Origin of the sequence: Paraburkholderia flava (genome assembly GCF_004359985.1) — a bacterium.
In the GTDB taxonomy this organism is placed as follows: Bacteria; Pseudomonadota; Gammaproteobacteria; order Burkholderiales; family Burkholderiaceae; genus Paraburkholderia; species Paraburkholderia flava.
In genome coordinates this window covers 293,556-306,248 of record NZ_SMRO01000002.1, presented here as the reverse complement: position 1 = coordinate 306,248, position 12,693 = coordinate 293,556, and the positions used below count along the sequence as shown (strand labels likewise).

The window sequence follows — 12,693 nt, the reverse complement described above, 5'->3', positions numbered from 1 at the left end:
AGCGCACGATGACCGATCCGAAACAACCGGCTCAAACGCAGGGATGTCCGTTCGGGCACGGCGATGCCTCTTCGCCGCAAGCCGCGACTCAAGCCGCGAATACCACCGACGACACCACCGGCTGGCACGACGCACAACTCGATTTCTCGAAGTCGATGAGCTACGGTGATTACCTGTCGCTCGATTCGATTCTCACCGCGCAGCATCCGAAGTCGCCGGATCACAACGAGATGCTGTTCATCATCCAGCATCAGACCAGCGAGCTCTGGATGAAGCTCGCGCTGTACGAACTGCGTGCCGCACGCGGCGCGGTGCATCGCGACGAACTGCCGCCCGCGTTCAAGATGCTCGCGCGCATCTCGCGGATTCTCGAACAGCTGGTGCAGGCGTGGAGCGTGATCGCGACGATGACGCCGTCCGAGTACACCGCGATGCGGCCGTACCTCGGACAGTCGTCGGGCTTTCAGTCGTACCAGTACCGGCAGATCGAATTCCTGCTCGGCAACAAGAACGTGCAGATGCTGAAGCCGCATGCGCATCTGCCTGAAGTATTGGCCGAGGTGCGCGCGACGCTCGAAGCGCCGTCGTTCTACGACGAAGTGGTGTTCCTGCTTGCGCGCAAAGGCTTCGCGATTTCACCCGAACGGCTTGCCCGCGACTGGACGCTAGCCACGGAACACGATCCGTCCGTCGAGGCCGCGTGGCTAGAGGTGTACCGCAATCCGTCGCAGCACTGGGAGCTGTACGAGATGGCCGAAGAACTCGTCGATCTCGAAGACGCGTTCCGTCAATGGCGCTTCCGTCACGTGACGACCGTCGAGCGGATCATCGGCTTCAAGCAGGGCACCGGCGGCACGAGCGGCGCGCCGTATCTGCGCAGAATGCTCGACGTCGTGCTGTTTCCGGAGTTGTGGCACGTGCGGACCGTGCTGTAAGCGCCGGTTTCACCGCGCGGTGTACCCCCCATCGATCGGCAACGCCACCCCACTGATCATCGACGCCGCGTCGCTCAGCAAAAACAGGATCGGCTGCGCGACCTCGTCGGGTTCGGCGAAGCGGTGCAACGGAATGCCCTGCAACGCAGGCTCGCGCTTCACCGGATCGCTCCACGCAAGCACGGCCATCGGCGTGAGCGTGACGGTGGGATTCACGCTGTTCACGCGAATACCGTGCGGCCCGAGTTCGACGCACAGCACGCGCGTGATCGCATCCATCGCGGCCTTCGACGCGCAATACGCGAGGTGATCGTCGAGTGCGACGAGCGACGCCTGGCTCGACACGTTGACGATGCTGCCCTTCACACCCGCGTCGATCATCCCGCGCGCGACGTAGCGCGCGACCAGCGCCGCGCCCCGCGCGTTGACGGCCATCACGCTGTCGAAACTCTCCGCAGTTGTATCGAGCGCACGTTCGAGCAACGCGATGCCTGCGCAATTCACGAGACCGTCGAAGATCCCACGCTCACCGAGCGATGCAAACGCGCAATCGATCGAACCTGCATCACCGACGTCAAGCACCAGCGGCTCGCAACCCGTCTGCTCGGCGAGCCGCGCGAGTTCCGCCGCATTACGCGCGGCGGCCACCACACGTGCACCGCTCGCGCACAGCCGTTCGACCGTTGTGCGCCCGATACCGCTCGACGCGCCCGTCACGAGAATCGAGCGGCCAGAAAAATCGAAGTGTGCGTTCATGAAGGCTGCAACCGGTGCATGATCGGCTTCAACGCCGGGTACAGATCGGCATAGACGCCGAAGCGTTGTGTGTAGAGTTTCTGCCGCTCCGCATCGGGCCGCGCACGTTCGACGAGCGTGATCCAGCCGCGCTCGGCTTCGTCGCGATCGATCAGTTGCGCGCCGACCGCAGCGAGCAACGCAGCGCCCATCGCAGCCTCGACGTCCTGCTCGATCGTCAGCACCGGGTAGCCGGTGACGTCCGCGATGATCTGCATCCACAGGTCCGAATGCGCGGCACCACCGACGACGATCAACCGTTCATCAAGCGATTGCGCGCCGCGCCGCCCCGCTTCGATGTTGTGCTTCAAAGCAAACGTGACACCTTCGAGCACCGCGCGGTACAGATGCGCGCGCGTATGAAAGAGACTCAGTCCGACGAACGCACCGCTCGCCTTCGCATCCCACACGGGACTGCGCTCACCCATCAGGTACGGCAGAAACATCACGCCGTCGGCACCGGCCGGCACCTGCGCGGCCGCTTCTTCGAGCACGCGATGCGGATCGCCGTGTTCGGTCCCGCGCGCCGCTTCGATTTCCGCGTGACAGAACTGATCGCGATACCACGTGACCGACGCGCCCGCCGTGATCGCGCCGCCGAACACGTAGAGGTCGCGCTGTCCGTTGAACACGTGCGGCATGCTGACGAGCCCGTGCCGCGCATCGACGGTCTGGTTCAGATAACCCCAGCACATGCTCGTGCCGAGCATCGCGACGTGCTGGCCCGGTCGCGTGACGCCCGCCGCGAATGTCGCGACCGCTGCATCGACACCGCCTGCGACGACCTTCGTGCCCGCGTCGAGCCCCAACTGATCGCTCCACTGCGACAGCAATCCGCCGACCACCTCCGACGATTCGACGAGTCGCTCCGGCATCATCGTCGCGGGAATGCCGAGCATGTCGAGTGCTTCGTCGGACCAGTCGCGCCGCGCGACGTCGTACACGCCGCCGATATTGCCGGCCGAGCTGTGATCGACCGCGACCTCGCCGGTCAGCAGATAGATCAGATATGCGTTCGGCGGCAGGAAGTAGCGCGTCTTCGCCCACACGTTCGGTTCGTGCTCGCGCAGCCACAGCATTTTCGTGTAGCCGTAATAGCTGTCGACGCCGTTACCGGTGATCGTCTGCAAACGGTCAACGTCGACGTTCGCGCGCACCCATTCGACCTGATCGGTCGCGCGCCGGTCCATCCAGATCAGACACGGGTACAGCGGCCGCATTTCGTTGTCGACCGGAATGCCCGAGCCGCCGTACAGGCTGCTCACGCAGATCGACTTGATCGAAGAGCGGTCGATTCCAGCGGCGGCGGCTTTCTCCACGCAGCGCTTGATGCACTCGGCAACAGCCTTCAGCCATACCGACGGCCATTGCTCCGCCCATAACGGCTTCGGTGTGTCGAGCTGGTAGCTGCGCGAATGCTGCGCGACGATCGTGCCGTGCCGGTCGGCGAGCAGCGCTTTCGTACTCTGCGTGCCGATGTCGACGCCGATGACGTAATCCATAGTGTCTCCGTATGTGCCTTATATGCCGTGCTAGCTACGCGGTTTCATCAGCACCTTGATCGAGTCGAGCGAGTTCGCGACGCGGATCGCTTCGTCCCATTCTTCGAGCGAGAAGCCATGCGTGACAATGCCCTTCGATGTGACGAGACCGCGCGCGAGCAGATCGATCGCGATCGGGTAGCAGTAGGGTCCCAGGTGCGCGCCGCGCACGTCGAGTTCCTTGCGGTCGCCGATCACCGACCAGTCCATTGTAGTCTCGGCGCCGAACACCGAAAACTCGACGAAGCGTCCGAGCTTGCGGATCAGATCCATCCCCTGCGTGACGCCTGCGGGCACGCCGGTCGTTTCGATATACACGTCACAGCCATAGCCGCCGGTCAAAGACTGGATGATCGCGAGCGCGTCGTCCTCCTTCGGATTGATCGTCACGTCGGCGCCGTATTCGCGCGCAAGCGCAAGCCGCTCTTCGACGAGATCGATCACGACGAGCTTCTTCGGCGTCTTCAGATGCGCGACCTGCGTCATCATCAAACCGAGCGGTCCCGCGCCGGCAATCACGACGACGTCGTCGAGCTGCAGATCGCCGCGGTTCACCGTGTGAATCGCGCACGCGAGCGGTTCGATGATCGCGGCGTCTTCAAGCGAAATGCCGAGCGGAATCTTGTGAACGATCGCGGTCGGCGGAATGCGCATGTACTCGGCCATGCCGCCGTCCGCGACTTCGCGCTGGAAGCCGAAGATGTTGTGCACTTCGCACATCCAGTACTGGCCCGAGCGGCAATAGCGGCACTTGCCGCACGGCACGATCTGCTCGGCGATCACGCGGTCGCCGGCCTGCACGCCGAAGTGTTCCGCCGCGCCTTCGCCCAGTTCTTCGACGTAGCCGAAGAACTCGTGACCCGGGATCACCGGCGCTTTCACCCAGGGACTTGGGCCGCCCCAGAACATCTTCGCGCCGGAGTGGCATTTGCAGTCGCTGGCGCAGATGCCGCATGCGGCGATGCGGATCACGAGTTCGTGTGCGCGGGCGTGCGGGCGCGTCACCTGTTCGACGCGATAGTCTTCCGGCGCGTGGCAGACGATAGCCGTCATTTCTTTTTCAACGGGGTCTTGGGTGCTCATTGCATGACCTTGCTTCGAGAGTGGAAAGAAAGAGGAAAAGCGCCGCTTACTTCTTGCGCTCGCGGCTGATGTAAATGGCGAGCAGGATGATCCCGCCTTTGATCACGTTCTGGACGTACGGATTCACGCCGACCATGTTCAGTCCGTTGTTCAGCACGCCGAGCAGCAGCGCGCCGATCAACGTGCCGATGATCGAGCCGCGTCCGCCGGAGATCGACGTGCCGCCCATCACGACGGCCGCGATCGCGTCGAGTTCGAAGCCGACGCCCGCGTTCGGCTGACCGCTCATCAAACGCGCGGTCAGCACGATCGACGCGAATGCCGACGTGAGCCCCGCGATCGAATAGACCAGCAGCTTCACGCGCGCGACGCGCACACCGGACAGACGCGTCGCCTGTTCGTTGCCGCCGATCGCATAGACGTAGCGGCCGAACGGCATCCGTTCGAGCAGCAACCACGCGACCGCGTAGATCACAAGCATGATCAGCACCGGCGCCTGGATGCCAAGCACCTTGCCGCTGCCGAAGAAGCTGACCCAGTCGGGCAACCCGTCGATCGGATAGCCGCCGGTGTAGATCAGCGCGAGACCGCGCGCGATGCCCATCGTCGCGAGCGTGACGATGATCGGCGGCATGCCGGCGAACGCGACGAAGAAGCCGTTCGCGACGCCGAAGCCGAGTCCGACCGCGATGCCGATCGCGAGTGCGGCGACCGCGTTCACGCCGGCCACCATCAGCCCCGCGGCGAGCGTGCCCGACAACGCCATCACCGAACCGACCGACAGATCGATGCCGCCGGTCAGAATCACGCAGGTCATGCCGACCGCGATGATCGCGTTGATCGATACCTGACGCAGTACGTTCTCGAGATTCGCGGCCGACAGAAAGCTGTCGCTCGCGAACATCATCGCAATGCAGACGACGACGAGACCGATGAACGGATAGAACAACGTCGAGCGTCGGAGCGACGCCCAGTTAAAACGCAGCGGCACGCCCGGCGTATCGGACGACGCGCGCGCAGTCTTGGGAGAAGAGGAATCAGGCGTGTTCATGGTGGGCTCCCTGGTTGCCCGCGGTCGCGCAGGTCATTACGGCGTTCGCGTCGATCGCGTCACCTTCGAGCGTTGCTTCGATGCGTCCCTGGCGGAACACCGCGACGCGATCGCACATGCCGACGATCTCCGGCAACTCCGACGAAATCATGATGATCGAGTAGCCGCGCGCGGTGAGTTCGCGCATCAGCAGATAGATTTCGGCTTTCGCGCCGACATCGATGCCTCGTGTCGGCTCGTCGAAGATCAGGATATTCGCGTGGTGATTCAGCCAGCGCGCGATCACGACCTTCTGCTGATTGCCGCCCGACAGCGTGCCGACCTGCGTGTTCATCGTCGGCGCCTTCACGCCGACACGCTTCATGATGTCGGCGGTCGCGCGCGCTTCACTGCGCCGGTCGATAAAGAAGCGGGCCGCGCGATACTTGCCGAAGTTATTGATCGAGATGTTCTGCTTGATCGAGAAGTCGGTGATCAGACCTTCGGTCTTGCGGCTTTCCGGAAGAATGCCGACGCCTGCGCTCAGCGCATCGGCCGGGTCCGACAGTTTCGCCGCCGCACCGCGAATGCGGATCTCCTTCACGTGTGCCGGATCGGCGCCGATCACCGCGAGCGCGGTCTCGGTGCGGCCCGAACCGACCAGCCCCGCGAAGCCGAGAATCTCGCCTTCGCGCAGCACGAAGCGATTCACCGGACCGTCCTTGTTCAACTGCAACGCGTCCACTTCAAGCACGAGCTTTGCATCGGCACGCAACGGCGGCTTCGGCGGAAAGCTGCTTTCGATCCTGCGCCCGACCATCATCTCGACGAGCCGCCCAACGTCCGTGCTCGCGACCTCCGTCATGCCGACGTACTGACCGTCGCGCAGCACGGTGATGCGGTCGCACACTTCGAAGATTTCTTCGAGGTGATGCGAGATGAAAATCATCGCGACGCCCTGCTGCTTCAGTTCGCGCATGATCGTGAACAGATGCTCGGCTTCGGCGGGCGTGAGCGTCGCGGTCGGTTCGTCGAGGATCAGGATGCGCGCGTCGAGCGACAGCGCCTTGCCGATTTCGACGAACTGCTGCTGCGCGACCGACAGCTCGCGAATCGGCACCGAGAGATCGATCGCGACGCCGAGCCGCTTAAAAATGTCAGCCGCCATGCGACGCATCGCCGCGCGATCGAGCGTGCCGAAACGCGTGCGTCGCTCACGACCGAGGAACATGTTCTCGACCGCGTTCAGATACGGAATCAGGCTGAACTCCTGAAACACGATGCCGACGCCGGCCGCGACCGCGTCGTGATAGTTCGTGAAGCGGCGTGCTTCGCCGTCGATCGTGATGGTCCCTTCGTCCGGCTCGTAGATGCCGCACAGAATTTTCATCAGCGTCGATTTGCCCGCACCGTTCTCGCCGAGCAGCGCGTGAATCTCGCCACGCGCGATCTCGAGGTGGATGTCCTGCAGCGCCTTCACGCCGGGAAATCCCTTCGAGATGTGTTCGAGCTTCAGTATCGCGTCCATCGATGTTCTCCACTTCGCCGCCGCGCGCGGGTCACACTGCGCGCGGCGCGTGCATTACCGACTGCTCAACTGCATTACCAGCTGAAACCCTTCGCGTTGTCCTTGTCGATCAGCTTCACGTCGACCGGAATCGCCTTCGGCACATTGGCGCCCCACTTTTTCGCGAGCGCAATGCCGAGCGCGATGCGCACCTGGTCGCGCGGGAACTGCGCGGACGTCTCGATGAACTTCGAGTTCGGCTTCTGCAGCGCGGTGATCGCTTCGGGCGCACCGTCGACGCTCGTCAGCTTGATGTCCTTACCCGACGACTCGATCGCCGACAACGCGCCCATCGCGCCGCCGTCGTTGACGCTGAACACGCCCTTCAGGTTCGGATGCGCCTGGATCATGTTCTCGGTGACGGACAGCGCGGTCGCGCGTTCCTGCTTGCCGTTCTGCGTATCGACGATCTTCACGTTCGGAAACTTCGCGAGTGCCGCCTTGCAGCCGCGCACGCGTTCGAGAATCGGCACGACCGGAATGCCGTCGAGAATCGCGACTTCGCCGCTGCCGCCGATCGCCTTCGCGAGGTACTCGCACGACATCTGGCCCGCGTCGAAATTCTTCGAGCCGACGAACGAATCGACCGGACCGTTCGCGTTCGCATCGACTGCAACGACCACCACGCCCGCCTTCTTCGCCGCATTCACCGCCGACACGATGCCGGTCGAGTCAGTCGGATTCACGAGCAGGATGTCGATCTTCTTTTGCAGCATGTCTTCGACGTCGCTCACCTGCTTGCTGACGTCGTGGTGCGCATCGGTGACGACCACCTGCGCGCCGATCGATGCGGCGGCTTCATCGAGTGCCTTCTGCATCGTCACGAAGTACGGGTTGTTCAGCTCCTGAAACGTCATGCCGATCTTCAGCGGCGCGGCCTGCGCAGCGGGCGCGGCCACGAGCGATGCGCCGGCGAGTGCGAACGCGGTTGCAGCTAGCGTCATGCGCCGCTTCGATCGCAGGGCAGTGATCGAAGCAGCGGTCGAAGCGAGGATCGAAGCGATGTGCGTCATGGTTGTCTCCGTTATTGAGTGTGAGCATGTCCCTCGCGCCGGTCGGCACGATGAGCGTTGGAACAGGGTACGAAGCGGGCGATCTCGACGGGTTAGCGGGTGATCATCCCGGTGGTGCGGGCCGCGTCAGGTTGGCGGCCACGCGGACGGTGCGGCGCGTGCGCGTGCGGACGGCACGGGCGCCGCGGGAACGATCGGCGGTGCGCCCGCGATGCCTTCGCCGCGAGCGGCCGCTTCTTCGGACGCGACGCGGCTCGCGTCGTTCAGTTGCTGATAGCGACGAAACTGCGAAGGCGCCATGCCCTTCGCCGCGAGGAACTGCCGATTGAAGTTCGACAGGTTGTTGAAGCCGGCCTTGAAGCAGATGTCGGTGATGCTCAGCTCGTAGTCCATCAACAGCTGGCACGCGAGATTGATACGCATCCGGTTCACGTACTGCACGAACGGCAGCCCCGTATGGCGACGGAAGTAACGCGAGAAAGCGCTGACGCTCTGCCCTGCGAGCTGCGCGAGATCGCCCTCGCGCAGTTCGCCCGACAGGTTCTTGCCGATGTAGGCAAGCGCGTGATTGATCCGCGTCGATGCGAAGCTCGACGGATCGACGCTATACGCGGGGCTCGCGAGAAACTCGCGATCGGTTGCATCGAGCAGATGTTCGAGCATCGACATGAACAGCACGATGCGTCGCAGTCCACGCGCGCCGAGCAGTTCCTTGAACAGCGGCTGGATCGCGGCGCTCGTCTTCGCACCGAACGACACGCCGCGCTGCGCATCGGCGAGCAGCGTCTCGACCGAACGCCACTCCGGAAAACTCTCGGTGCAACGCGTGACGAACTCCTGACCGAACTGCACGACCAGATTGCGTTGCGCGATCGACTCGCCTTCGGGCACGTCGCTGACCCAGTTGTGCGGCAGGTTCGGGCCCATCAACACGAGATTGCCCGGCGCAAAACTGCTGATGTGATCGCCGACGAACATCTTGCCGGTCGTCGCGACGATCAGATGGATTTCGAACTCAGGATGGAAGTGCCACCGCACAGTGCGGTACGGATACCCATGCGACCACACCTTGAACGATTCGTCGTGCTGCACGGCGACCAGTTCGAGATCGGGTTGCGCGCTGCTTCCCTCCGGACGATGCGCGCGCTTCATGCGACGCACCGTGTGCGGTGCGCCGGCGGCATCGCGGTAAGCGGATGCGTGGGAATCGGCTGGGTCATCGTGTCTTCCTCCGTGAAGCGGTGCGGGAACAATCTTGCTCGACCCGCGCCACCCGTATTCGGCCTGTCCGGCCTGTATAGCGAAAGTTAGTCTTCGGTCGCGTTCGATACCACTAAAAATGAAACGCGAGACCAATACTTTTTTGCATTCGGGTTAGCCCGAACGCAAACAGTGTCAAATTTGGTGCAACGCAACAGCTTGCCGCCGGACGTGCGATGGCTGCCGTGCATGCCCCATCCGCCCCGCCCGCTCAAGGCTAAGACGACCGGCAATCGCCTGCTGTCGCCCTTCGCCGCACTGCGCCAACGAAAGCGCCGCGCCGACCTTGACTTTCAATTCAGCGAATACGATCATTCGTTCACATATAGAGCAAATGCTCGTTCCTGCATCGCATTGCGCGGTTATCCAACCTCGACCCGATTAAAGACGCACGCCCCGACCGTGCGCGCCAAGACTCTCAGGAGACGCAACATGAACAGCGGGCAAGACAGCGGCGCGGCCGCCAACGTGATCCTGCACATCGGCGTGGGATCGTTTCACCGCGCGCATCAGGCCTGGTATCTGCATCGGCTGAACGAAGCGCGTCAGGACGGCGAGCCGCGCTGGTCGCTCACCGTCGGCAACATCCGCGACGACATGCGCGCAGCGCTCGATGCACTCGCCGCACAGCACGGCGTCTACACGCTCGAAACCGTCACGCCGCACGGCGAGCGCGCGTACGAAACGATCCGTTCGATCGAGCGCGTGCTGCCGTGGTCCGCGAATCTCGATGCGCTCGTCGAAGCGGGCGCCGATCCGGCGTGCCGCATCGTGTCGTTCACTGTCACCGAAGGCGGCTATTACCTCGACGAACACGACCGGCTCGACACCGCGAACCCCGATCTCGCCGCCGACCTCGCCGGCGCGCGCACGACCATCTACGGCGCGCTCGCCGCGATCCTCGAAGCAAGGATGCAGCGCAACGCCGGCCCGGTCACGCTACAAAGCTGCGACAACCTGCGCAGCAACGGCGAACGCTTTCATGCGGGGATGAACGAATTCCTCGAGCGACGCGGCGCGACTGCGCTGCGTCAATGGTTCGACGCGCACACGACGAGCCCGAACTCGATGGTCGACCGCATCACGCCGCGCCCGACCGACGACGTCCGCGAACGCGTGCGCGCCGCGACCGGCTTCGACGACGCGAGCCCGGTGATGGGCGAATCGTTTATCCAGTGGGTAATCGAAGACCGCTTCTGCGCGGGCCGTCCCGCGTGGGAGCGCGTCGGCGCGGAGCTGGTCGAGTCGGTGCTGCCGTACGAGGAAGCGAAGATCCGTATTCTCAACGCGAGCCATAGCTGCATCGCGTGGGCGGGCACGCTGGTCGGGCTGCGCTACATCCACGAAGGCACGCTCGACGCCGACATCCGTCAGTTCGCGTACGACTACGTGACACAGGACGTGATCCCCTGCCTCACGCCGAGCCCGCTCGATCTCGCGCGCTATCGCGACGTCGTGCTCGACCGCTTCGGCAATCCCCATATCCAGGACACCAATCAGCGGGTCGCCGCCGACGGCTTCTCGAAGATGCCCGGCTTCATCGCGCCGACCCTCGCCGAATGCTTTGCGCGCGGTGCCGAACCCGCCGCGACGGCGATGCTGCCCGCGCTGTTCTTCCGCTTTCTCGATCGCTGGCAGCGCGGCGTGTTGCCGTATGCGTACCAGGACGGCGTGATGGACGAAGCAACCGCGCGCGGCTTCTTCGCGAGCAACGATCCGCTGCATGCGTTTTGCACCGACCGTCTGCTGTGGGGCGGCCTCGCACAGAACCCCGCGCTCGAAGCGACGGTACGCAGCGCGCTCGCGCGCGTCGATGCGTGGATCGCCGCACGCGGCGCGACCGCCTGAGCGTCGCACCACTCCCAGCCTCGCGCGCCCTTCCACGCCGCGCGAGGTAAAACGCCCATAGCAACCCGCGCCGTGGGCGGCTAAAGTAGCGCATCCCCAACGACGACCCCACGCGCCCATGTATCTCGGCATCGACCTCGGCACGTCCGAAGTAAAAGTCCTGCTGCTCGCATCAGACGGTCGCGTGATCGGCACCGCGGGCTCACCGTTCACCGTATCGCGGCCGCATCAACGCTGGTCCGAACAGAATCCCGCCGACTGGTGGGACGGCACCCGCGCCGCGCTGTTCTCGCTGCGCGCAAAGCACCCCGACGAATTCGCACAGGTGCGCGGCATCGGCCTGTCGGGCCAGATGCACGGCGCGGTACTGCTCGATGCGGAAGACCGCGTGCTGCGTCCGGCGATCCTGTGGAACGACATGCGCAGCGTCGACGAATGCGCGGAGCTGACCGCGCGCGCGCCTGACCTGCATCGCATCGCGGGCAATCTCGCGATGCCGGGCTTCACCGCGCCGAAGCTGTTGTGGGTTGCGCGGCACGAGCCGGAGATTTTCCGGCGCACCGCATGCGTACTGCTGCCGAAGGATTATCTGCGGCTGATGCTGACGGGCGGCAAGGTGTCCGATCCCTCCGACGCGGCGGGCACGCTGTGGCTCGACGTCGCGAAACGCGACTGGTCCGATGCGCTGCTCGAAGCGTGCGACATGCGCCGTTCGCAGATGCCCGCGCTCGCCGAAGGCAGCGCGCCGTCCGGTACGTTGCGCGCGGAACTCGCACGCGAATTCGGTTTGCGCGACGACGTGATCGTCGCGGCCGGCGGCGGCGACAACGCAACGAGCGCGATCGGCATCGGCGCGACGCAGCCGGGCGACGGTTTCGTATCGCTCGGCACATCGGGCGTGCTGTGCGTGGTCGGCGATCGCTTCCGGCCGAATCCGGCGTCGGCGGTGCATGCGTTCTGCCACGCGATTCCGGATCGCTGGCATCAGATGAGCGTCGTGCTGTCGGCAGCGAGCTGTCTGCGCTGGGTCTGCAAACTCACGTCCACCGACGAGCCTACGCTGCTCGGCGAAATCGGCGCGCTCGCACCCGATACGCTCGCCACCGCGCCGCTGTTCCTGCCGTATCTATCGGGCGAACGCACGCCGCACAACGACCCGTACGCACAGGGCGTATTCTTCGGCATGACTCACGCGACCGATCGCGCGCTGCTCGGCTACGCGGTGATCGAAGGCGTGACGCTCGCACTGACCGACGGCCTCGACGCGCTGCGCGCGGCAGGCACCGAAGCGAACGCGCTGTCGCTGCTGGGCGGCGGTGCACGCAGCGACTACTGGGCACAACTGCTCGCCGACGCACTCGGCACGAACACGCGCAAGCACGGTGGCGGCGAAACCGGCGCGGCGCTCGGCGCGGCCCGGCTCGGCTGGCTCGCGGCCGGCGGCAATCCGGCCGAGGTGCTGACGAAGCCGCCCGTCGAACGCGAATTCACACCGGACGTGCAACGGCATACGATGCTGCGGGGACGCCTCGACGGTTTCCGTGCGTTGTATCGTCATGTGCGGCCGTTGTTCGATCCGTCGCGCGAACGGCTGGTGTAAACAGGCAAGCCCCCCGCAAGT

General features: G+C 64.5%; 10 protein-coding genes. 3 read left to right on the top strand and 7 right to left on the bottom strand.

What is annotated here, in order from left to right:
- The first annotated feature begins 8 nt into the window (after window positions 1-8).
- Entirely contained in the window at window positions 9-935 is a 927-nt protein-coding gene (kynA, locus tag E1748_RS12700) for a tryptophan 2,3-dioxygenase (RefSeq protein WP_133647593.1), read from the top strand.
- 9 nt (window positions 936-944) lie between these two features.
- Here the strand turns inward: kynA and E1748_RS12695 are convergent, their stop codons facing one another.
- The 7 genes from E1748_RS12695 to E1748_RS12665 form a co-directional block, all read right to left on the bottom strand.
- Window positions 945-1,691 carry an SDR family oxidoreductase gene (locus E1748_RS12695; RefSeq protein ID WP_133647592.1) on the bottom strand — a complete coding sequence of 249 codons (747 nt, stop codon included), beginning with the start codon at window positions 1,689-1,691 and terminating at the stop codon, window positions 945-947.
- Entirely contained in the window at window positions 1,688-3,232 is a 1,545-nt protein-coding gene (locus E1748_RS12690; protein WP_133647591.1) for an FGGY-family carbohydrate kinase, read from the bottom strand. The genes E1748_RS12695 and E1748_RS12690 overlap by 4 nt, the downstream gene beginning before the upstream one ends.
- A 30-nt stretch (window positions 3,233-3,262) precedes the next feature.
- Window positions 3,263-4,354 (bottom strand): alcohol dehydrogenase catalytic domain-containing protein, encoded by a 1,092-nt coding sequence (locus E1748_RS12685; protein WP_133647590.1) that lies wholly within the window; start codon window positions 4,352-4,354, stop codon window positions 3,263-3,265.
- 46 nt (window positions 4,355-4,400) lie between these two features.
- On the bottom strand, window positions 4,401-5,405 hold the full coding sequence (locus E1748_RS12680) for an ABC transporter permease (protein WP_133647589.1): 1,005 nt from the start codon (window positions 5,403-5,405) through the stop codon (window positions 4,401-4,403).
- Window positions 5,392-6,912 (bottom strand): sugar ABC transporter ATP-binding protein, encoded by a 1,521-nt coding sequence (locus tag E1748_RS12675; protein ID WP_133647588.1) that lies wholly within the window; start codon window positions 6,910-6,912, stop codon window positions 5,392-5,394. Before E1748_RS12675 ends, E1748_RS12680 begins: the two co-directional genes overlap by 14 nt.
- Before the next feature lie 74 nt (window positions 6,913-6,986).
- Window positions 6,987-7,964, bottom strand: coding sequence for an ABC transporter substrate-binding protein (locus E1748_RS12670; RefSeq protein WP_420819321.1), 978 nt, complete (start codon window positions 7,962-7,964; stop codon window positions 6,987-6,989).
- A gap of 126 nt (window positions 7,965-8,090) precedes the next feature.
- Window positions 8,091-9,116 (bottom strand): AraC family transcriptional regulator, encoded by a 1,026-nt coding sequence (locus E1748_RS12665; protein ID WP_133647587.1) that lies wholly within the window; start codon window positions 9,114-9,116, stop codon window positions 8,091-8,093.
- A 540-nt stretch (window positions 9,117-9,656) separates the two neighbouring features.
- On the opposite strand from E1748_RS12665, the gene dalD reads away from it, so the two are divergent.
- Both dalD and xylB read left to right on the top strand, forming a co-directional pair.
- A complete protein-coding gene (gene dalD / locus E1748_RS12660; protein ID WP_133647586.1) occupies window positions 9,657-11,072 on the top strand; it encodes a D-arabinitol 4-dehydrogenase in 1,416 nt (471 codons plus the stop codon).
- A gap of 118 nt (window positions 11,073-11,190) precedes the next feature.
- Complete coding sequence (gene xylB, locus E1748_RS12655) at window positions 11,191-12,672, top strand: xylulokinase (RefSeq protein WP_133647585.1); 1,482 nt, start codon at window positions 11,191-11,193, stop codon at window positions 12,670-12,672.
- The last annotated feature ends 21 nt before the right edge of the window (window positions 12,673-12,693 follow it).